We start from the raw sequence: 20,863 nt of genomic DNA, 5'->3' as shown, positions 1-20,863 counted from the left end.
CCGTGCTCCCTAACCTGACGGCAAAGCCTGGGGAGGACCTTCCATGATCGCGACCAAGCTGGCGTTCTCGTCACTCCGCCACCGTCCCACCGGATTCATCGCGAGCTTCGTCGCGATGTTCTTCGGCGCCACGATCCTGATGACGTTCGCGTCCCTTTTGGACACTCGGACGGCCGCCGATCCGGAGACCGCGAAGACCTTGCTGATCATGGCGGGTGTCGTCGGCGGCTGGGGTTTGGTGATCGTGCTGTTCGCGACGCTTTCGACGCTCTCCCTGCTGATCCGGCAGCGCGCTCCGGAGATGGCGTTGCTGAAGAGCGCGGGCGCGACCCCGTCACAGATCGGACGGATGATCGTCGGCGAGGCGGCGGTCGTCGCCGTCCTCGCCGCGGCCACGGCCGTCGTGCCATCGGTCTTCGCCGGGCGGTGGCTGGTCACGCTGCTCGGTGACACGGGCCGCGTACCGGCCGGGCTCGAAGCACGGTTCGGCCCGATCGCGGTGTCCATGGGCACCGGCATCACCCTGCTCGCCGCACTCGCCGCCGCGACGGTCGCCGCACGGCAAGCAGCCCGGCGCGGAGCCATCGAGGCTGTTCGCGAGGCGGGGATCGACACCCGGCCGACCAGCCGGCTCCGGATGACCGGCGCCACGATCGCCCTGGCCGCCGGCCTCGGGTGCGGAGTGCTGACGATGACCGTGTTCACCGGAACGGAGCCCGCGTTGATGGCGATCGCCGGACAGGGCGCGATCCTCGCCGCGATCGGTTTCGCACTCCTCTCCCCCGCCTTGCTCGGCCCGATCGCCGCGGTGCTGGCCGCTCCGCTGCGGCGCGCGGGCGTCAGCGGTCATCTCACGGCGGCGCACCTGCGGGTCCGGGGCCGTCAGCTGGCCGGGGTGCTGGTGCCGATCATCCTGTTCACCGGCATCGCGACCGGGACGCTGTACATGCAGGCCATCGAGAACTCCGTGGGCACCGCGCCCGCGACGATCGCGGACAGCATCGAGACCCTGAACTACGTCGTGGTCGGCATGATCGCGCTGTTCGCCGCCGTGATGCTGGTGAACACCGTGGTCGCCGCGCTCATCGGACGCCGCCGCGAGTTCGGGCAACAACGGCTCATCGGTTCGACACCATCGCAGGTCCTGCGGCTCGTCGGCACCGAAGGCACCGTCCTGGTGGCGGTCGGCGTCCTGTTCGGCTCGCTTTCCGCCGTCGTCACCGTCGTCCCGTACAGCGTCGCCAGGACCGGGAGCCCGGTGCCGGACGAGACGATCGGGGTCTACCTCGCCGTCGTCGCCCTAGCCGTGGTCTTGACGCTCGGTTCGCATGTGGGCGCGGCGGCCAAGGCGATGCGGACTCCGGCGATCCAGGCGGGCACCCGCGGTTGAAGGCCTGTCACATCTGCGTTCCCCCACGCGTCAGGGTTACGACTGAGCGATGAAGGATGGGGACCGTGGACGAACACGACTGGCTGGCGCGGCGTTTCGAAGGGCACCGGACGCATTTGCGGGCGGTGGCGTACCGGATGCTCGGTTCGCTGAGCGAGGCGGACGACGCCGTGCAGGAGGCTTGGCTGCGCCTGAGCCGGTCGGATTCCGGCGAGGTGGACAATCTCGGCGGCTGGCTGACCACCGTCGTCGGCCGGATCTGTCTCGACATGCTGCGCTCGCGCAAGTCCCGGCCGGAAGAGCCGGTGGGCGCCCAGCTGCCCGACCCGATCATCGGCCGTGCGGGCGGGATCGACCCGGAACACCAGGCGCTGCTGGCGGATTCGGTCGGGCTGGCGCTCCTGGTCGTGCTCGACACGCTGGACCCCGCAGAGCGGCTGGCGTTCGTCCTGCACGACATGTTCGCCCTGCCGTTCGACGAGATCGCGCCGATCGTCGGCCGGTCTTCCGCGGCGACGCGGCAACTCGCCAGCCGCGCGCGCCGTCGTCTGCAGGGTTCGCCGACGGTCCCGGACGCGGATCTGGGCCGTCAGCGGAAAGTCGTCGATGCCTTCTTCGCCGCCGCGCGGGGCGGCGATTTCGACGCCCTCGTTTCTGTGCTCGACCCGGACGTCATCCTGCGCGCCGAGGGCGGCGCGGCTCCGGCGGGGACTTCGCGGTTCGTGCGCGGGGCCGCCAAGATCGCGAGCCAGGCGCTCATGTTCCGGGCCGCGGGCGAGGGCGGGGAGCTGCGGCCCGCGCTGGTCAACGGTGCGGCCGGGATGGTCGTCAGCAAGGACGGCGTACCGACGACGGTCTTCGCGTTCACCGTCGTGGGCGGGAAGATCGCGACCATCGACATCCTCGCCGACCCGGACCGCCTCGCCACACTGGACTTCGAACCGCTCGGCTGAAGTGTCAGGAAAGGGTCGTTCAAGACGTTTTCCGTCCTGAACGACCCTTTCCTGACGTGCGTGCTGCCGGGATCAGGAGGTCGGGAAGTTGTCCGCGGTACGGATGCGGTCCCGGATCCAGACACCGGCGGGCTTCAGCGGAGCCGTGCCGGTGAACGAGCTGCCCGAGCAGGTGCCCGGCTTGAACACCGCGCCCGAACGACTGTCGTCGGAGAAGTTCCAGTTGGTCCAGCTGATCTTCTTCGACGCCAGGAAGTCCAGGTACTTCTGGGAGTTGGTGAAGTCGTTGCCGCCGTCACCGCTGGCGGTCTGGGTGCCGAACTCGGTCACGAACAGCGGGATCTTGCTCGCGGCGCGGCTCAGCGCGTTGAAGTACTCGGTTTTGTGCGACGCCGCGTAGAAGTGGAACGTGTACATGAAGTTGCTGGCGCGCACCGGGTTGTTGATGATGTCGGTCTCGTTGCGCCCGTCGGAGATGCCGAGCGAGCCCCAGCCGTGGGTGCCCACCAGCACGACGCCATCGGAATCCTGGGCACGGATGACCGGGATCATCTGCTCCGCGTAGCTGCGGACGCGGTCCCAGCTGACGTTGTTGGGCTCGTTGGCGATGTCGTAGATGATGTTGGTCTTGTCCTTGTGCCGCTGGGCGATCTCGGTGAAGAACGTCTTGGCGCGGCTGAGGTTCGCGTTCGGGTCGCCCGGCGTGAGCTGGTGCCAGTCGACCAGGGCGTACATCCCCCGTTTGGTGGCCTCTTCGATGTACCCGTGCACCATGTCGGTGAACTTGCGCGGGTTGGTCTCGTAGCCGCCTTCCTGGATGTACATGGAGATCCGGAGGACGTCGGCCTTCCAGTCGTTGGCCAGCGCGTCGAGCGAAGCGGTCTTCACGCACTGGCTGAACCACTGGATCCCGTGGGTGCTCATGCCCCGGAGCTGGATCGGCTTGCCGGCGGAGTTGCAGAGCTGGAGGCCGCAGACCTTCAGCTGTCCGTTGATCGCCGCCGGACTGCCCGGCGGCAGCGCGGCGGCGGCCTGCGTCGCGGGTTCGGCCGCGGTCTCGGTCGCCATCGAGGTGCTCGCGGCGGCGACCGGGGCCAGCAGCCCGGCGGCCAGTGCGGCCGTCACCCGGAGTCGGATCTTGTCCCAGCGCATTCGGCTTCTCCTCTCGCGTCGACGGCACCGACGTTGGCGCGCCGACGGTCAGGGCGGCGGAGTTAAATAGGAAACTTTCCTTACTATTGGAAAGTAAAGGGAAGATTACCCACAGGGGCGACGGACGGTCAAGAGCCGACCACCCACGGTTCCGGCGACCTCGGGCATGCTCGGAGCGTGACGACGATCGTGGCCTTCCACGCCCACCCCGACGACGAAGCCCTGCTGACCGGCGGCACCCTCGCCCGCGCCGCCGCGGACGGCCACCGGGTTGTCCTCGTGGTCGCCACCATCGACATGCGGGGCACCGACGCGGCCCGCCGGGCCGAGCTCGAAGCGAGCGCGAAGGTGCTGGGCGTCGAGCGGGTGATCCATCTCGGCTATGCGGGCAGTGGCCACGGCGCGATCCTCTACCCGGATCCGCCGGGCTGGGTCCGGTTCGTCCGCGCGAGCACCGAGGAAGCGGCGGCGCGGCTCGTGGCGATCCTGCACGAGGAGAAGGCGTCCGTTCTGCTGAGCTACGACCGCAACGGCGGCTACGGCCACCGCGACCACGTCAAGGTGCACGAGGTCGGCAAACGCGCCGCGGAACTCGCCGGCGACGTCCGGCTGCTGGAGGCGACGATCCCCCGCGACGTCGTCGCACGCCTGGTGAGGATCGTGCGCCTGGCGCGGATCCCGTTCCGCTACGACGCCGACGCGCTTCTCCGCGCGTACAGCGCCCGCTCGGATATCACGCACACCTTCGACGTCCGGCGGTTCGCGCGCCAGAAGCAGGCCGCGATCGCCGCCCATTCCTCTCAGGTGAAAGGAAACGGCAGGCTGGCGCCGCTGATGCGGGTCGTGACCCGGCTCCCGGCGCCGCTCTTCGGCCTCGTGTTCAACCGCGAGTGGTACGTCGACGCGACGCCGCGCGGCTCATGATCCTGACCGGCGGGCCCGATACGCGGCCGCCTTCACCCGGTTCTGGCAGGCGAGCCCGCAGAACCGCTTGATCTGCGCCTGGCTCGCGTCGATGTACACCTGATCGCAGCGCGGCGCCGCGCACAACCCGACGCGATGCGGGATGTGCTCGCCGAACGCCGCGGCCACCGACACCGCGAGCCCGGCCGCCCACTGCTGGACGAGGTCGGCCTCGGGACCGTGGAAATGCAGATGCCAGGACTGTTCGCCGTGGCGTTGCAAGGATGGACGGGCCTTGCTGTCGACGAGCATCCGGTTGAGCAGGCCCGCCGCCTGGTCGTGCTCCCGCCGGGACAGCGACTCGATGATCTCCCGCAGCCGCGCCGCGAGATTTCGCAACCGCTCCGCGGTGAGCAGGTCGATCTGCCCGTTGCCGAGCGTCTCGGTGGCGACGCGGACGAGATCATGGCCACTGAGTGCGGGTTTCGGCCTGCCGTGGACGTGGTCGCCGGTCAACGCGTTGATCAGCGCGACCCCGGTTTCCAGCCGCATCGCGTGATGCCCGTCGGGCTCGTCCACCATTCGACCCCTCCCCCGCGCGTCACTGGTTCGCAGGACGCCCGCGGTGACGCTACCAAAGGCGAGCGGCCCCGCAAGGGCGATGAAGTCGTTCGGAGCAACGGAATCCTACGGACGGCGCAGTGCCGGTCCACTATGGACAGACCCGCGTCCCGGCCCGTCCGTGAAGGCCTCCTTGAGGGACCCAGAGTCCCTCAAGGAGGCCTTCACGGACGCGATGATCGCCACATACGCCCCACCTGCACCAGCAGTCACGACGGCCGCGCGTGAAGGGCCCCTTCCCTCGGCTGAGCCGAGGGAAGGGGCCCTTCACGCGCGGCCAAGGAGTGGTGTGGGCTGAAGGCTCCCTTCACCGAGTCTGATGCGACGAAAGGAGCCTTCGCCCCCGTACGGCCACTCACCACCGAGGCGGACCGGCGTCCACGATCTTCTGCGAAAGCTCCAGCGGGTCGAGATGCATCAGCGACTCCATCCACCAAGTCATCCCGGCCTGCCCCAGCGCGGGCAGATCGACCTTGATCGGCTCCTCCCACGCCGGGCTCGCGTTGCCTGCCACGGCGACGTCGAAGGGACGGCCCGGTTCCAGCCCGGCGAGCCCGAGCGCGCGGTGGGTCTCGGCGATCTCTTCGGCGGTCGGCGTGTGGTCCTCCGGGTTCGGGAAGATCCCGTCGCACAGCGCCGCCCGCCGGACGACACGCGGGTTGTCCGTGGAGCTCGCCACCCAGATGGGGATCGGGAACGGCTCGGGCGGCGCCTCGGCGAGCGCGACCTGGTAGTGCGCGCCGTCGTGGTCGAACCGCTTGCCTGACCAGATCGCGCGGATGACATCGAGCCCTTCGTCGAACATCGCCGACCGGGTCAGCAGGTCGGTCTGTTCACCGAATCGGCTGAAGTCACCGGATTCGTCCGAACCCAGCCCGGTGCCGAGGATCAGCCGGCCACCGGAAAGGCGGCTGACGGTCGACGCGTGCCGCGCGACCACCCACGGGCGCCGCCGGGCGGGCGGCGTGATCATCGGGCCGAACAACAGCCTGCTGGTCGCGTGCGCGATGGCGCCGAGCGTCGTCCAGGGATCCGCGATGGGCATGGTGTCCGCGACCACGTGGTCCCACAGGAAGAACCCGTCCCAGCCCGCCGCCTCGGCACGCACGGCGAGGTCGACGAGCACTCCCGGCTCACCGAACGGGCCGAAAGGCGGCAGATAGACGGCATGGCGGACCGTGCTGCCGGTCAAGTCGATCATCTCCCCAACGTCATCGTCGAAGTCCCCGGACGGCCGCTTGTTTACACCGTTCACCCACGTTAACGTCCGGAAGATGGCGGACGACGGTGAACGATCGACGAAGTGGCCGGAGCATCGGAGAAGGTTACGCCGGGTGTTGTCGTCGGTGGTCGCCGTCTCACTATGCGCGACACTTTCTGCCGTGAACGCGTCCGCATCGCAGGATGACGACTGGTCCCGGGACTTCTACTGGGGTGTCGCGTCGTCGGGTTACCAATCCGAGGGCCACGCCCCGGACAGCAACTGGAAGCGGTTCGTGGACCGCTCCGCCGGCAAGGACGGCGTCGACGAGTACCGCGACTCCGTATACTTCCGGCACCGCTACGCCGACGACATCCGTCTCGCCGCCGGTCTCGGCGTCAACACCTACCGCTTCGGTGTCGAATGGGCTCGCGTCGAACCCTCGCCCGGCCGGTGGGACGAGACCGAACTGGCCTTCTACGACGACGTGTTCCGGCAGGTCCGCGCCGCGGGCATGACGCCGATGATCACGCTCAACCACTGGGTCTACCCGGGCTGGGCGCTCGACCAGGGCGGCTGGGCCGAGACGCGGACAGCCGACGCGTGGCTGGAGTTCAGCCGGAAGATCGTCCAGCGCTACGCCGGGCAGGATGTCCTCTGGGTGACGTTCAACGAGCCGCTCATCTTCCTCCGGAACGAGCAGAAGGTCGGCGCCCTGGACGCCACGCGGTACTTCGCGGCGCAGTCCAACGTCGTCCAGGCGCACCGCCGGGCCTACGACCTCATCCACGAACTCGACCCGACCTCGAAGGTCACCAGCAATCAGGCCTACATCACCGGGGTCAACGGAATGGCCGACTGGTTCTTCCTCGACCAGGTCAAGGACAAGCTCGACTTCATCGGCATCGACTACTACTACGGCCTCAGCATCGACAACTGGACGGTGTTCGCCGCCGCCAGCGACAAGTTCTGGGACGTGAAACTCCAGCCAGAAGGCATCTACTACGCGCTGCGCAGCTACCACAACCGCTTCCCGCGCATGCCGCTCTACATCGTCGAGAACGGCATGGCGACCGACAACGGAAAGCTCCGCGACGCGGACTACACGCGCGGCGATCACGTACGCGACACCGTGTACTGGCTCCAGCGGGCGAAGGCCGACGGGATGAACCTCATCGGCTACAACTACTGGAGCCTCACCGACAACTACGAATGGGGCAGCTACCGCGCCCGATTCGGACTGTACACAGTGGACGCCCTCGCCGATCCCGCGCTGACCCGGCGCCCCACGGACGCCGTTCCCGCGTACCAGGATCTGGTGACCGCGGGCGGCGTACCGCAGGGCTACCGGCTCAAGCGCGGGCCCGGACTCTGCTCGCTCGTGGACGGGCTGAACAGTTGCCTCAACCCGGCCAAAGTGGACGGACCGCTCACGCCGCTGAAGTGACCAGTTCCAGCCGCCTGCCCTCGAACGTCCGCCGCATCCGGCGGTCGTGGGTGACGACCACGAGCGCGCCGGCGTACGTCGCGAGCGCCTGCTCCATCTCCTCGACCAGATCCGGGGAGAGATGGTTGGTCGGCTCGTCGAGCAGCAGCAGGTCGGTCCTGGCCGTCACCAATCCGGCCAGTTCCAGCCTGCGCCGCTGCCCGATGGACAGCTCCCGCACCGGTTTGCGCAGATCCGGCGCCCGGAACAGCCCCAGCGACAGCAACCGCTCGGCCGCCTCGTCCTCGTCGCCGTTTCCGGCGAAGACCGTCAGGACGGTCCGCGCGTCGGCGGCCAGCCCGCCGTTCTGGTGCAGGAACCCGACCCGGCCCGCCCGCTCCGCCGATCCCGTCGACGGCGCGAGCTCACCGGCGAGCACCCGCATCAAGGTCGTCTTGCCCGCCCCGTTGGGACCGGTCACGAGGATCCGTTCGCCGGGCAGCACGCTGAGCGACGTCCGCGGCAGACGGCCGTCGACCGACACGTCGTCCGCCTTCACCACGTACTGACCGGCCTCCGTCTCCCCCGCGGCGATCCGCGCGGTGAAGCGGAGCGGCTCCGGCGGACGCGGGACCGGGTTCGTCTCCAGCCGCTGGATCCGCTCGCCGGCCGACCGGATCCGGCTCATCGCCCCGTGCGCCCGGGAGCGGGCCCGGAACGCGCCCGCCCCGCTGAAGGCAGCCGGGGCCTTGCGCGGGATCGCCGAGAACCGGTCGATGTTGACGTCCGCCATCCGTTCGTAGCGGGACTTCTCCAGCCGCCACTCCTCGTATTCGCGGACCCATCGGGCCCGAGCGGCCTCCTTCGCCGCGAGGTAACCCGAGTACCCGTCGCCGTGCCGCTGCACGGAACGACGGTCGGCGTCGACCTCGAGGATCGTCGTGGTGACCCGGCTGAGGAACGTCCGGTCGTGCGTGATCGCGACGATCCGGCCGCGATGCCCGCGGAGATAATTCTCCAGCCAGGCGACGGCGTCGTCGTCGAGATCGTTGGTCGGCTCGTCCAGCAACAGCAGTTCGGGCGACGCGGCCAGGGTGGCAGCGAGCGCCAGCCGGGAGCGCTGGCCGCCGGACAGGCTCCCCAGCGTGCGGCCGCGATCGAGGCCGGGCTGTCCGAGCCCGTGCAGGGCGACCTCCACCCTGGCGTCGGCCTCGTAACCGCCGCGGGCTTCGTACGCGGTCATGAGGTCGCCGTACGCGGCCAGGTCTTCGGCGGTTTCGAGCGACTTTTCCGCCGTCCGCAGCCGGGATTCGAGCTCCCGGATGTCGGCCAGCGCGAGGTCGATCGCGTCGCCGACCGTGGCGGTGGCGGGCAGGTCCAGCGTCTGCGGGAGATAGCCGACGCCTCCGGGCGCGGTGACGGTCACGGTGCCGTTGTCCGCCCGGTCGCGGCCGGCGATCAGCCTGAGCAGGGTCGACTTGCCCGAGCCGTTGTCGCCGATGACGCCCACCTTCTCCCCCGGTTTGACGGTGAAGGAGATCTGGTCGAGCACGACGTGGTCGTCGAAGCGTTTGGTGACACCGGAGAGCACGAGTTGTGTTCCGGGATTTCGATGCGGGGTACGCACAGGGGCGTCCTCCTGATTCTCGCGGGGAAGAAGAGCAGACGAGGAAGGACGCGACCCGGCGGAGCGAAGGCTCTACGCCAGGGCCGCGTCGAAGGCGAGAATCACAGAGTGAAGAAAATCCCCATGCCGAAGACGGTAGCGGGAGAACCCGGACGGGCAAAACGAATAAAAGGTTGTGTACGGGTTCACAGAGTGGTCTGTGTCCCCATACCGCGACAGCGGCGCCCCGGTGAACGAGAATCGACGACGGAGGTATTTCGCGGTCTGAGGGAATGGGGTTCCTCGTGCACGGGTCCAGTGGTCCGATCGCCCGCTTCCGGCGACGGCTCTTCCCTGGTCACAATTCGCTGGCTCGTGGCTCCGACCGGTTCGAAGCCCTCCTCCTCAAGCTCGTGATCCTCGCGGCGGTGCTCGCCATCCCGGTCGCGGCCGCCGTCGGCTCGGCCAACCACGGCAGGCAGGTCGCCGCGGCCGCCGCCGACTCGACCGGACGCACACCCGCCACCGCGTACCTGCTGGAGGCGGCGCCCGTGCGCATCGTCGACAGCGAGAGCGTCGGGACCGACACCTCCACCACCGAGGCGACCTGGACCGACTCGCGCGGCGCCCGGCACACCGGTGGCGTCCTCGCGGCGCCGGGCAGCCCCGCCGGATCGGCCATGCCGATCTGGATCGACGCCCGCGGTGAACTCACCACCGCCCCGAGGAACGCGTCGACGGCCGTGTTCGATTCCGTGCTCGTCGGCCTGTGGCTCTGGTTCGCGGTGGTCGCCGGGCTGGTCCTGGTGCAGCGGGTCGTCCGGCTGGTGCTCGACCGGCAGCGGGCCGCGGCCTGGGAGCGCGCTTGGGCGGCCTACCCGCGTTCCGGTTCCTGGCCCTGATCCCGGCGGCGGGGGCAAAGAGCCTCGGCTAGGGTGCCCCGCATGCGCATCATGATCTCGGCGGACATGGAGGGCGCCACCGGCGTCACCTGGACCGACGACGTCATCCCCGGCACCGAGCAGTGGCAACGATTCCGCCGCCTGTTCACCGGCGACGTCAACGCCACCATCGCGGGCCTGTTCGATTCCGGCGCCACCGACGTGCTGGTCAACGAGGCGCATTCCTCGCAACGGAACCTGCTGCTCGAAGACCTCGACGGCCGGGCGCGCATGCTCACCGGCAGGCACAAGCCGCTCTCGATGATGCAGGGGATCGACAGCGGCGTGGACGGCGTCGTCTTCCTCGGCTACCACGCCGGCGCGGGTTTCGACGGCGTCCTGTCCCACACGTACCTGGAGAACCAGATCACCGGCGTGTGGCTCGACGACGTCCCCGCCAGCGAAGGCAGGCTCAACGCGGCGATGGCCGCCGAGTACGGCGTCCCGGTGCTGGTCGTCTCCGGTGACGACAAGGCCTGCGACGACGCGCAGGACTACGCGCCCGAAGCCGAACTGGTCACGGTGAAGGAGTGCGTCAGCCGCTACGCCGCGATCTGCCTGCCACCCGCCAGGACGGCCGAACTGCTGTCGTCGGCGGCGGCGGACTCGATGAACCGGGCGGGCCGGGTCGAGCGGTACACCACTCCGCACCGGATCGAGGTCGAGTTCGACGCGAGCCATCTCGCGCAGGCCGCTGCGGTGATCCCGACGGTGGAACAGATCGGCGTGCGGCGGGTCGGCTTCGACGCGCCGGACATGACCGAAGCGATGAAGGCGTTCAAGATCGTCACGGCGATCGCGGCAGGGGCGGTGCAGGGTATCTATGGCTGAGCTTGATGTAGTCGAGGTCTGTTCTCGGTTGATCCGGTTCGACACCACGAACCGGGGCAACGGGGACTCCGAGGGCGAGCGTGAGGCCGCCGAGTACGTGGCATCGCTGCTGTCGGGGCTCGGGATCGACTCGAAGATCATCGAGTCCGCGCCCCGCCGCGCGAACGTGATCGCCCGGGTCCCTGGCACCGATCCGAGCCTGCCCGCGCTGCTCGTGCAGGGGCATCTCGACGTCGTCCCGGCGGACGCCGCCGACTGGTCGGTGGACCCGTTCTCCGGCGAGATCCGCGACGGGTTCCTCTGGGGCCGCGGCGCCGTCGACATGAAGGACTTCTGCGCGATGGTGCTCGCCGCCCTCGCCACCGGAGTCCGGCCGCGGCGGGACATCGTCCTGGCGTTCGTGGCCGACGAGGAAGACAAGGGCGAGTACGGCGCGCACTGGCTCGCCGCGGCGCACCGGGACCTGTTCGACGGCTGCGCGGCCGCGATCAGCGAATCGGGCGCGTACACCTACCACATCCCCGCCGCCGACGGCCGGATCGTGCGCCTCTATCCGGTCGCGACGGCCGAGCGCGGCACCGCGCACCTACGCCTGACCGCCAAGGGCCGCGCGGGACACGGCTCGCGGCCCAACGACGAGAACGCGGTCACCCGGCTGGTCACCGCGCTCGGCAAGATCGCCGCGCACCGCTGGCCGGTCCAGCTGACCCCGACCGTCCAGGCCTTCCTCGAACGCACCGGGGAAGCGCTCGGCGTCTCGGTCGATCTGTCCGATGTGGACGGAACGATCGCGCGGCTCGGGCCCGCCGGGGCACTCGTGGTGCCGACGGTCCGCAACAGCACGACGCCGACCATGCTCGACGCCGGCTACAAGGTGAACGTGATCCCGACTTCGGCCGAGGCGCAGGTGGATGTCCGCGTCCTGCCTGGCGCCGAGCCGGAGCTGCTCGCCGAGATCGACGCGATGCTCGGCGAAGGCGTCACCCGCGAGTTCGTCGCGCACCAGCCGCCGGTCCAGGCGCCGGTCGATTCGCCGTGGTTCGACGCGATGGCCGACGCTCTGCGTTCGGAGGACCCCGAAGCCGTCGTCGTCCCGTACTGCATGGGCGGCGGAACGGACGCGAAGGCGTTCAGCCCCCTCGGGATCGACTGCTACGGCTTCGCGCCTCTGCTGCTGCCGGAAGGCTTCCCGTACCGGGCGATGGCGCACGGCGTGGACGAGCGGGTCCCGGTGGAGGGACTGAGGTTCGGCACGCGGGTGCTGCGGTACTTCCTGGAGAACTGCTGAGCCGCAGCTCGGTACCTGGCCGCCTTGGTCGCCAGGCCGTGAAGGCCTCCTTGAGAGACTCTGGGTCTCTCAAGGAGGCCTTCACGGCCTGGTGTGGCGCCACACGAGCCCTATGAAGACCAGCAGTCACAACGGCCGCGCGTGAAGGACCCCTTCCTTGCGCCTGGCGCCTGGGCCCCGGCAAAGTGGTCTATCCACTGGTCAAGCGGGCGGCAGAAGGGCTTGCCAGGTGACCTGACGTCCATGGGGGACACTTTCGGGATGATCGTGCCCGATTCGGGCGTTTCCCGAGGGGGTCGTGAGTGATAAAGAGCGTTCTAACGCTCTTTATCACTCACGACCCCCTCGAAAACCGCACCTATACGCATCAAACGGACACCTACCTGCCAACTTGTGTCCTTTGTGGACCCCGCCTATGCACGCCACCCGACCTTTGCCCCGTTCCGAGATCCAGGCGCAAGGAAGGGGGCCTTCACGTACTTGGCCCGCCCCACGGAGCTTTTCATTCGAATTTCATGAAGGCCGCTTAGCGTCGCGACCGTGAGACCTTCGACTTCGCGCGCCCGCGCGTGCGTGCTCCTGATCGGCCTCGCCATCGCGCTCTCCGCGTGCCGCGGCGGCTTCCCGATCTCCCGTTCCGACCTCCCACCCGAAACGTCTCCCCCGCCAGAGCCGCACACCGTGACCGTGACGACGTCGGCACCGACAACGTCGTCCACGTCCTCCGCTCCGGGCCTCGAACCCGCCGCGATCGACCGCGTCTTCCAGGTCTACATGAACGGGCTGGCCAATCACGACATGACCGCCCTGCGCAGCGGAACCTGCCCGCGCCTGCGGTCGACGCTGCTCGGCTTCGAACTCCACGGGCATTACGTCGAGCGCTGGGAGATGCTGCCGTACTCCGTCCCGTCGGGACAGGAGTTCGTGACGGTCCAGGCCAAGGTCACCCAGCGGAACGCGCGCACCGGCAGACTCGCGGGTGACGTCGTCTATTCCTGGTACGTCGAGCGGAACGAGGACACGAACTACTACGTTTGCGGGTGGCTCGACTACGAATGACCACAGGAGGCCGCCGATGAAAACGGTCGCGCGACTCGCCAGGGACGAGCGGGCGGATTTCGCCGCGTTCCTCCGAACGCTGTCCCCTCGCCACTGGGACGCGCCGACCCTGTGTTCGGAGTGGACGGTTCGCGAGGTGGTCGCGCACGTCGTCGACTACGACGCCCAGCGTTTCCGCGATCTCGCCGGCCAGGCCGTCCGCGGCGGGCTGCGGCTGAACCGGATGAACGCGCTCGGCGTCGCGCGGAAGCCGGACAGGACACCGGAGGAGCTGATCGCGAGGATCGAGCGACACCTCGAACCGCGCGGCCTGACGTCGGCGTTCGGCGGACGGGTGGCGTTGCTCGACGGGCTGCTCCATCACCAGGACATCCGGCGTCCCCTCGGGTTTCCTCGCGAGGTGCCGCCGGAGAGACTGCGTCACGCACTGGCTTTCGCCCGCTACGCGCCGCCGGTCAAGGCGGGCAAGCGCGCACGCGGACTCCGGCTCGTCGCCACGGACCTGGACTGGTCGGCCGGATCCGGGCCGGAGGTGCGCGGCCCCGGCGAGGCGGTCCTGCTGTCGATCGCCGGCCGGGACGTGGCGTTGGACGAACTTTCCGGTCCCGGCGCGGCGATCCTCGCGTCCAGAATGGACGGTTGAGCCGCGGTCAGCCGACGACCGCGACGGGAACCGTGGTGGCCATCCGGCGCCGGACCGCGTTGCCGAGCAGCAGCTGGCCGACGGCCGCGGCCAGGCACAAGCCCAGGCAGACGGTCCACAACACGGGCGCGCCCAGTACCAGCAGCTGGGTGCCGCCGAGCGGGGCGACGAACGCGGCGAGGCCCGCCGCCGTGCCGTACGCGCCGTTGTACCGGCCACGCAGATGCGGAGGGGCGAGCTCGGCCACGATGGCCACGCCCACCGACTGGATGACGATCTCGCCGAGGGTCCAGAACACCGCGCACGCCGCGTACGCCGGTGTCGTCGACGCGAAGGCGGTGGCCCCGAAACCCAGGCCCGTCAACAGGATCCCGAACGTGAGCACCCGCGACGGATCCCACCGGCCCAGCCGATGCCCCACCAGCGGCTGCACGACCACGATGACGATCCCGTTCACCGCCATCACCAGCCCGTACCCCGCCGGGGAAAGACCGTCCTCGCGCATCGCCAGCGGCAACGTGGCCAGGCTCTGCAGGAACACGAACGCGACCACCAGCGAGACCAGCATCAGCCCGGCCATGACCCGGTCGCGCAGCACGACGGTGAAGCCGCCGCGCTCCCTGGGTCCGCCCCCACCGCGGGTCTCCGGCACCGCCCGCCACACCAGCAGCCCGAACAGCACGCACGTCGCCGCGTCGACCCAGAACAGCGTCGTGAATCCCGCGCGGGCCAACGTGCCGCCCAGCACCATCGCGATCGAGAAGCCGAGGTTGATCGCCCACAGGAGCAGCCCGAAAGCCCGGGTGCGATCGGCGCCGGGTACCAGATCCGCCACGATCGACTGGGTGGCCGGACGGAACACGTCGAGCGCCAGCCCGAGCAGCAGCGCGGCCACCGCGATCAGTTCGAGCCGTTCGACGTACCCCAGCACCAGCATGATCGCGCCGGTGGCGAGCATGCCGCCGGTCAGCGTCGCCCGCCTGCCGATGCGGTCGGCCAGCATGCCGCCGATCAGCTGCGAGAACACCTGGCCGATGCCGAGCAGCGCCAGCACGGTTCCCGCCGTCGCCACCGAAAGGCCACGTTCACTGGTCAGGTACAGCGCCAGGAACGGGAGGACCATCGTGCCGAGCCGGTTGACGAGCGTGCCCGTCCACAGCACCCAGAACGATTTCGGCAGCCCGCCGAGCCGGGTCCGCAGGAACCCCGGCGCCGTCATGGTTCGAGCTCGTAGCAGCCCACGCCGTCGAGATACCGCAGCGTGCCGAGATCTCGCTGGACGTACTCCTCGATCTCGTGCATGAACGTGACCACCACCGGGAACGTCGTGTCGTCGACGGTGCGGCGCAACGGTTTCCCCGGCCGGGTCAGCACGAACATCTCGTGGAAACTCTCCAGCCGCTCGATCTCGTCGAGCACCGTGTACCGGCGGAGCGTGCCTTCGACCGGCGAGAGCAGCGCGGACCAGGCGTAATGCCGCCGGATCCGGTAGTCCTCGCCCCACCGTTCGCGGAACCGCTCCGGCCGCAGCACCGCGTCCGCCATCCAGTCCAGCTGCGACTCGCCGATCGCGAGCCGCGCCAGATGCGGCAGGTCGCCGCCCGAGAGGCGGGCCCCCACCTCGATCAGGCGCGGGCCCTGTGGGGTCCGCTTGACCTCGACGTGCGCGGCGCCGTGCCGGATACCGAGCGCGTCGAGCACCGCGAACGCGTAGTTCACCAGTTCGTCGTGGCCCGGTCCGCGCCTCGGCACGATCTGGCAGGCACCGAGCAGGTCGGACACGCCGTTGATGGCGAAACGCGAGGTCTTCCAGATGTCGCACACCTGGTGCAGGCCGTCCATGCTGACCGTGTTGATCATGTACTCGGTGCCCGCGAGGTATTCCTGCGCGATGACGAGGTCGTTGTCCTCGGAGAACACGTTCTGGCGGCCGGTGATCGTGCGCAGCGCCTCGACGGAGCGCTCCGGAGTGTCGCAAAAGGACACACCGTCGCCGCCGGCGCTGCGGTTCGGTTTGACGACGATCCGCCCGCCGACCTGCCGGTGCCATGCGGCGAGTTCGGCCTCGTCGGAGGTCGAGAGCTGCCGCGCGACGGGCAGGTCAGCCGCGGCGACGGCCTCGCCCATGGCGGCCTTGTCGCGCCTGGCGAGGGAAAGCGCGGTTCCGTTCGACGGCACTCCCAGCGCCTCGCTGAGCTCGTCGGTGAACGCGACGGCGTACTCGCCGCCTGCCACGACCGCGACCGGCCGGTGCGCCGCCAGCGCGTCCACGGTCTTCGCGAGGTCGCCGTCGTGGACGATGTTCTCGCGATAGTTGCTCATGGTGGGTGCGGAATTCCGGTACTGCCCCGGTGCGTCGGGCGCGCTCTGCACGCGCACGCACTCCGCGCCCAGCGCCAAGAACGTCGGCGCGATGTGCCGGGCGGTCTGCGGCAACCCGTGGTCGGCCGTTTCGTAGGTGTCCACGAGCACGACACAGGGCTTCGTCGACAAGAGGTTCACCTCTCAACCGGTGGATCGGAACACCGACGGTCCCAGCACCGCGATCACCGGGCATCTCCACGCTTGCGCTCCCGTGCCGGGCTTCTTCCGGCGGGCGATTCAGCGCACGAATGGAGAGGAAATGACCTTTTCGAAGATGCGACGGTTTTCGGCACCCGCCCCCAGTGCCCCAGAACCGAAGTGAGGTCACATGACGTCGACGTCCACCTTGGAACCTTGGGAGAGAAACGCGGTAAAGCACTCCGACGAGCGGCTGAACGGAGCCCGCGATCCACAGTGGTGGTACACCGGGGTCCGTCCCGAACCCGGCCGCTGCCCTGGCGTGGCCGAATCCGGCGAGATCCGAGCGCTGCCGCTGCCCGACCTCTCCGTCTGCAGCCGCGAAGAGGTGCTGGACTACTTCGACAACGCGTGGACGCTGCACGAGGTCCTCTTCGCCGGGTTGAAGGGCGCGGAAGCGTTCTACCGCCCGCCGGACCACAACCTGCGGCACCCGATGATCTTCTATTACGGGCATACGACCGCGCTGTACGTCAACAAGCTGCGGGTCTCCGGACTGCTGGACGCGCCGATCGACGCCTATCTCGAGCACGTCCTGGAAATGGGCGTCGACGAGAACTCGTGGGACGACATGTCGAAGAACGACATGGTGTGGCCGTCGGTTTCGGAAGTGAAGGACTACCGCGCCGAGGTGTACCGGACGGTCGTCGGCATCATCGAGAGCACCCCGTTCGCCCCGGATCTCGGGCGTCCGGTGACGATGGACGACCAGGCCTGGGCCCTGCTGCTGGCGATCGAGCACGACCGCATCCATCTGGAGACCAGTTCGGTGCTGGTCCGTGAGATGCGGTCGAGCCTGGTGGAGCGGCCCGCCGCGTGGCCCGCGCCGTCGCCGCTGCGGCGCACCACCGAGACCGGTAAGCCCGAACAGGGTTCCGTGCCCGCCAACGGAACCGTCACCGTGCCCGGCCGCACGGCCCGGCTCGGCAAACCGCATTCCTTCCCGTCCTACGGGTGGGACAGCGCCTACGGTTCACGCCGTCAAGAGCTGCCGGACTTCGAAGCGGCCCGCTGTCTGGTGAGCAACGGCGAGTTCCACGGTTTCGTCGCCGACGGCGGCTACCGGCGGCCGGAGTTGTGGTCGGCGGAAGGCGAGGCGTGGCGTCGTTTCCGCAACACCAAGTGGCCGCGGTTCTGGGTGCCCACCGGGCCGACCGGCCTGCACGCGTTCCGGCTGCGGACGCTGTTCGACGAGATCGACATGCCGTGGGACTGGCCGGTGGTGGTGAACTACCACGAGGCCAAGGCCTTCGCCGCCTGGCGGTCCGAAAAGGACGGACGGGAGTACCGGCTGCCGACCGAAGCGGAGTACTTCCTGCTGCGCGACCTTCCGGAACGTCCTGGCGTCGCGGACGACGTCGTCATGCGGCTCGACGGCGCACAGCTGCGGGAGACCGGCATCAACCTGGGTCTGGCCTGGGGTTCGGAAGGCCCCGTCGACCACTCGCCGACGACGTCGCAGGGCCTGCACGACGCCGGCGGCAACCTGTGGGCATGGAGCGAGGACACCTTCAACCCGCTCGAAGGTTTCACCCCGCATCCTTACTACGAGGACTTCTCGGTACCCAGTTACGGCGGTCAGCATCAGCTCATCCTGGGCGGCGCCTACATCAGCACCGGCGAGCTGGGCAGTATCTGGGCGCGACACTTCTACCGGCCGCATTTCCTGCAGCAGGCGGGAATCCGGCTGGTCGTCGCGCCGGAGTCCACTCTGGACGGTGAGGCCCGAACGGAGCTCGACCAGGCCCTGCTCAGCCAGTACGGCGCCGCCGAACAGGTCTTCGGCCGGGCCGGTCATCCGCTGGCCGCGACCGTCGGCCATCCGGAGCGGCTGGCCAGGACGCTCTTCGAAGCCGCCGACGAAGCCGGGGTCGAACTGCGGCGGGTCGCCGATCTCGCCACCGCGGCGGGCGGGTTGGCGTTCTCGCTGGCCGGGCGGCCGATCGACGTCGTCGGCCTCGACGACCGGCCGACGTTCGTCGCGACGGCGAAACGGCTGGCCGAGGGCTGGGACGTCGGATACCGGGTGCCGGGGCGCGGGGAGCCGCACGCGCGGCGGCCGTCGATCGCGCCGGACGGCGACGTGTCCTTCACCCTCGCCGAGGCCGGGCGCCCACCCGCCGCGCTCGGCACGTTCGACGGCGTGGTCGTGGCGGACGCCTTCGACCGGCTCGGCGGCGCGGCGGGCTACCTGCGCCCGCTCGCCGGCCCGGAGACTTTCCTGCGCGCCGGAGGGCTGCTGCTCGTGGCGCTCCCCCGGGCGTCGGCCGTCGAGCTCGCGAACGTCCTCGGTGAGGCGTTCGAGCTGCTGTCGGAAAGCACGGAGCCGAGCCTGACCAAGGCCGACGGGCACCGGTACGAGATCACCGACCTGGAGGTCTCCGTCTGGCGCAAACGCTGATTCAGAGGGCGGTGGAGCGGCTAAGCTCTTCCCAGGCGGCCAGTTCCGCCGCCCTCGCCTCGTGCGTGGCACGCAGCCCGTCGACAGCGTCGTCGCCGAGCGCGAGCCGGAGCGGAGCGTCGTCGCTGTCCAGCACCTTCAGGATCGCGGCGGCGGCCTTCGCCGGGTCGCCGGGCTGCGAACCGTCCATCCCTTCGACGAAATCCCGGATTTCGCCCGTGGATTCGCGATAGGCGTCGATCACCCGGGAGCGGTGCAACCGGCTGCCGCCGAACTCGGTCCGGAACGCGCCGGGCTCCACGATCAGCACCTTCACGCCGAACGGTGCGACTTCGGCCGCCAAAGACTCCGACATCGCCTCCAGCGCGAACTTCGCCGAGCAGTAAGCCCCGAAGCCGGGCGGGCTCTGCTGACCGCCCATCGAGCTCATCTGCACGATCGCACCGCTTTCCCGCGCCCGAAGATGCGGCAAGACGGCTTTCGTCACCTCGACGGCGCCGAAGAACATCACGTCCATCAGCGACCGCAGCTCGGCCATGGTCAGTTCCTCGACCGCGCCGACCGAACCGTGGCCGGCGTTGTTGACCAGGACGTCGATCCGGCCGAACCCGGCGAGTGTCGCCTGCACGGCGGCCTCGATCTGTGCCGGGTCGGTGACGTCGAGCGCCGCGGTGCGCACCCGGCCCTGGCCCAGCTCTTCCAGTTCGGCCAGCGTCTCCGGACGGCGCGCCGTCGCCATCACGCGGTCACCGGCGTCGAGCGCGGCCAGCACGAGATGCCTGCCGAACCCGGACGAGCAGCCGGTGATCAGCCAGACGCGGCCGTCGGTTTCCTTCGTCATTCCTGTTTCCTCCAGTGAAGTTCCTACGCCCCATCCTGCGAAGGCCGCGCCCGTCCCGCCAACACCGGTTCCCTGGTGCGGCTACAGTCAGAGCCTGTGACCCCCGAGTTGCGGCAGTTGCGCTATTTCGTCGCCGTCGCCGAGGACGCGAGCTTCACGAAGGCCGCGCGGCGCCTGCACATCGCCCAGCAGTCCCTTTCGCAGCAGATCACCGTGCTGGAACGGGTTCTCGGCGCGACACTGCTGCGGCGCGACAGCCGCGGGACCCGGCTCACCGAAATCGGCTCGCTGTTCCTGCCTGAGGCCCGAGCGGTCCTGGCTCGCAACGACGAGGCGCTGGCGGTACTGGACCGCGCGGTACGCGGCGAACTCGGCACGCTGCATCTCGGCTTCCTCACCACCACGGCCAACTATCTGCTCCCGCCGGTGGTGCGCGCCGTCCGCGAGCGCCTCCCCGGTCTCACCCTCACCACCGACGACACCCAGATCGCGCCGCTCGTCGACGGACTCGGCAGCGGCCGTTACGACCTGATCTTCACCCGGCCTCCACTGATCGAGGGCTTCGAGACCCGCACGCTGATCACCGAGGAGGTCTGCGCCGTTCTCCCGGAGGGACACCGGCTCGCGTCCGCCATCGAGCTGAAACTCTCGGACCTGGCGGACGAGCCGTGGGTGCTCACGCCACGAAGTTCCTGGGAGCCCTGGCATCGCCGCTACGACCACGAATTCGAGGCCGCGGGCTTCACGCCGCGCGTCGTCCAGCGGGCCGCGACCGTACAAGGACTGCTCGGCCTCGTCGCCGCGGGGATCGGCGTGACCAGGCTGGCCCGGTCTTCGCGCAGCCTGCGCCGGAGCGGCGTGGTGTTCATCCCGCTGACGGGCGACACCGCGCGGACAGTGGTGGCCTGGTCGCCGGAAAACGACAAACCCGCGCTGCCCGGTGTGCTCGACATCGTGACGGAGCTGGCGGCCGGAACGGATCTGACGGAGGCAGGCTGACCGGGCATCGCGACCGTCACACCGCCATGATCACCCTCTCGGGCCA

Annotated in this window: 18 protein-coding genes; 11 read left to right on the top strand and 7 right to left on the bottom strand. The window is 69.4% G+C overall.

What is annotated here, in order from left to right:
• The first annotated feature begins 43 nt into the window (after positions 1–43).
• Entirely contained in the window at positions 44–1,390 is a 1,347-nt protein-coding gene (locus ED92_RS13545; RefSeq protein ID WP_037337621.1) for an FtsX-like permease family protein, read from the top strand.
• A gap of 65 nt (positions 1,391–1,455) precedes the next feature.
• Positions 1,456–2,343, top strand: a complete 888-nt coding sequence (locus ED92_RS13540; RefSeq protein ID WP_037339908.1) for a sigma-70 family RNA polymerase sigma factor — start codon at positions 1,456–1,458, stop codon at positions 2,341–2,343.
• Between the two features lie 72 nt (positions 2,344–2,415).
• On the opposite strand, the gene ED92_RS13535 is transcribed toward ED92_RS13540, so the two are convergent.
• Positions 2,416–3,495: a glycoside hydrolase family 5 protein gene (locus ED92_RS13535; protein WP_037337618.1), complete on the bottom strand. Its 1,080-nt coding sequence runs from the start codon at positions 3,493–3,495 to the stop codon at positions 2,416–2,418.
• A 177-nt stretch (positions 3,496–3,672) separates the two neighbouring features.
• Between ED92_RS13535 and ED92_RS13530 the strand changes: the two genes are divergently transcribed.
• Entirely contained in the window at positions 3,673–4,419 is a 747-nt protein-coding gene (locus tag ED92_RS13530) for a PIG-L deacetylase family protein (protein WP_037337615.1), read from the top strand.
• Here the strand turns inward: ED92_RS13530 and ED92_RS13525 are convergent.
• Positions 4,414–4,980 (bottom strand): CGNR zinc finger domain-containing protein, encoded by a 567-nt coding sequence (locus ED92_RS13525; protein ID WP_037337613.1) that lies wholly within the window; start codon positions 4,978–4,980, stop codon positions 4,414–4,416. The two genes, ED92_RS13530 and ED92_RS13525, sit on opposite strands and share 6 nt — an antisense overlap.
• 394 nt (positions 4,981–5,374) lie before the next feature.
• Positions 5,375–6,220, bottom strand: coding sequence for an LLM class flavin-dependent oxidoreductase (locus ED92_RS13520; RefSeq protein WP_037337610.1), 846 nt, complete (start codon positions 6,218–6,220; stop codon positions 5,375–5,377).
• Positions 6,221–6,401: 181 nt separating this feature from the next.
• Between ED92_RS13520 and ED92_RS13515 the strand changes: the two genes are divergently transcribed.
• The gene (locus ED92_RS13515; protein ID WP_081975780.1) at positions 6,402–7,667 is read left to right on the top strand and encodes a family 1 glycosylhydrolase; all 1,266 of its coding nucleotides are present in this window, start codon (positions 6,402–6,404) and stop codon (positions 7,665–7,667) included.
• Here the strand turns inward: ED92_RS13515 and abc-f are convergent.
• Complete coding sequence (abc-f, locus tag ED92_RS13510; protein WP_037337608.1) at positions 7,651–9,273, bottom strand: ribosomal protection-like ABC-F family protein; 1,623 nt, start codon at positions 9,271–9,273, stop codon at positions 7,651–7,653. The two genes, ED92_RS13515 and abc-f, sit on opposite strands and share 17 nt — an antisense overlap.
• A gap of 284 nt (positions 9,274–9,557) precedes the next feature.
• On the opposite strand from abc-f, the gene ED92_RS13505 reads away from it, so the two are divergent.
• The 5 genes from ED92_RS13505 to ED92_RS13485 all read left to right on the top strand — a co-directional run bounded on the left by ED92_RS13505 (position 9,558) and on the right by ED92_RS13485 (position 14,014).
• The gene (locus ED92_RS13505; protein ID WP_235213263.1) at positions 9,558–10,154 is read left to right on the top strand and encodes a hypothetical protein; all 597 of its coding nucleotides are present in this window, start codon (positions 9,558–9,560) and stop codon (positions 10,152–10,154) included.
• A gap of 42 nt (positions 10,155–10,196) precedes the next feature.
• Entirely contained in the window at positions 10,197–11,024 is an 828-nt protein-coding gene (locus ED92_RS13500) for a M55 family metallopeptidase (RefSeq protein WP_037337603.1), read from the top strand.
• On the top strand, positions 11,017–12,312 hold the full coding sequence (locus tag ED92_RS13495) for a M20/M25/M40 family metallo-hydrolase (protein WP_037337600.1): 1,296 nt from the start codon (positions 11,017–11,019) through the stop codon (positions 12,310–12,312). Before ED92_RS13500 ends, ED92_RS13495 begins: the two co-directional genes overlap by 8 nt.
• A gap of 540 nt (positions 12,313–12,852) precedes the next feature.
• On the top strand, positions 12,853–13,371 hold the full coding sequence (locus ED92_RS13490; protein WP_235213262.1) for a hypothetical protein: 519 nt from the start codon (positions 12,853–12,855) through the stop codon (positions 13,369–13,371).
• A gap of 16 nt (positions 13,372–13,387) precedes the next feature.
• Positions 13,388–14,014 carry a maleylpyruvate isomerase family mycothiol-dependent enzyme gene (locus tag ED92_RS13485; protein WP_037337595.1) on the top strand — a complete coding sequence of 209 codons (627 nt, stop codon included), beginning with the start codon at positions 13,388–13,390 and terminating at the stop codon, positions 14,012–14,014.
• A 7-nt stretch (positions 14,015–14,021) separates the two neighbouring features.
• On the opposite strand, the gene ED92_RS13480 is transcribed toward ED92_RS13485, so the two are convergent.
• Positions 14,022–15,233, bottom strand: coding sequence for an MFS transporter (locus ED92_RS13480; protein ID WP_037337593.1), 1,212 nt, complete (start codon positions 15,231–15,233; stop codon positions 14,022–14,024).
• Positions 15,230–16,516 (bottom strand): ATP-grasp domain-containing protein, encoded by a 1,287-nt coding sequence (locus tag ED92_RS13475; protein ID WP_235213261.1) that lies wholly within the window; start codon positions 16,514–16,516, stop codon positions 15,230–15,232. The genes ED92_RS13480 and ED92_RS13475 overlap by 4 nt, the downstream gene beginning before the upstream one ends.
• Positions 16,517–16,706: 190 nt before the next feature.
• Here ED92_RS13475 and ovoA point away from each other — a divergent pair, with 190 nt between their 5' ends.
• The gene (ovoA, locus tag ED92_RS13470) at positions 16,707–18,977 is read left to right on the top strand and encodes a 5-histidylcysteine sulfoxide synthase (protein WP_037337592.1); all 2,271 of its coding nucleotides are present in this window, start codon (positions 16,707–16,709) and stop codon (positions 18,975–18,977) included.
• A gap of 1 nt (position 18,978) precedes the next feature.
• Here the strand turns inward: ovoA and ED92_RS13465 are convergent, their stop codons facing one another.
• Entirely contained in the window at positions 18,979–19,818 is an 840-nt protein-coding gene (locus tag ED92_RS13465; protein ID WP_037337591.1) for an oxidoreductase, read from the bottom strand.
• Positions 19,819–19,914: 96 nt separating this feature from the next.
• Here ED92_RS13465 and ED92_RS13460 point away from each other — a divergent pair, with 96 nt between their 5' ends.
• Entirely contained in the window at positions 19,915–20,817 is a 903-nt protein-coding gene (locus ED92_RS13460) for a LysR family transcriptional regulator (RefSeq protein ID WP_037337589.1), read from the top strand.
• The last annotated feature ends 46 nt before the right edge of the window (positions 20,818–20,863 follow it).

It is taken from the genome of Amycolatopsis sp. MJM2582 (assembly GCF_000754115.1).
Taxonomy (GTDB): domain Bacteria; phylum Actinomycetota; class Actinomycetes; order Mycobacteriales; family Pseudonocardiaceae; genus Amycolatopsis; species Amycolatopsis japonica.
This window is presented reverse-complemented; position numbering and strand designations above follow the sequence as displayed.

Bases quoted from the DNA above. Each gene is read 5' to 3' on its own strand.
- ED92_RS13545 (WP_037337621.1), top strand. From the start codon at position 44: ATGATCGCGACCAAGCTGGCGTTCTCGTCACTCCGCCACCGTCCCACC.
- ED92_RS13535 (WP_037337618.1), bottom strand. From the start codon at position 3,495: ATGCGCTGGGACAAGATCCGACTCCGGGTGACGGCCGCACTGGCCGCC.
- ED92_RS13525 (WP_037337613.1), bottom strand. From the start codon at position 4,980: ATGGTGGACGAGCCCGACGGGCATCACGCGATGCGGCTGGAAACCGGG.
- ED92_RS13520 (WP_037337610.1), bottom strand. From the start codon at position 6,220: ATGATCGACTTGACCGGCAGCACGGTCCGCCATGCCGTCTATCTGCCG.
- ED92_RS13500 (WP_037337603.1), top strand. From the start codon at position 10,197: ATGCGCATCATGATCTCGGCGGACATGGAGGGCGCCACCGGCGTCACC.
- ED92_RS13495 (WP_037337600.1), top strand. From the start codon at position 11,017: ATGGCTGAGCTTGATGTAGTCGAGGTCTGTTCTCGGTTGATCCGGTTC.
- ED92_RS13485 (WP_037337595.1), top strand. From the start codon at position 13,388: ATGAAAACGGTCGCGCGACTCGCCAGGGACGAGCGGGCGGATTTCGCC.
- ED92_RS13480 (WP_037337593.1), bottom strand. From the start codon at position 15,233: ATGACGGCGCCGGGGTTCCTGCGGACCCGGCTCGGCGGGCTGCCGAAA.
- ovoA (WP_037337592.1), top strand. From the start codon at position 16,707: ATGACGTCGACGTCCACCTTGGAACCTTGGGAGAGAAACGCGGTAAAG.
- ED92_RS13465 (WP_037337591.1), bottom strand. From the start codon at position 19,818: ATGACGAAGGAAACCGACGGCCGCGTCTGGCTGATCACCGGCTGCTCG.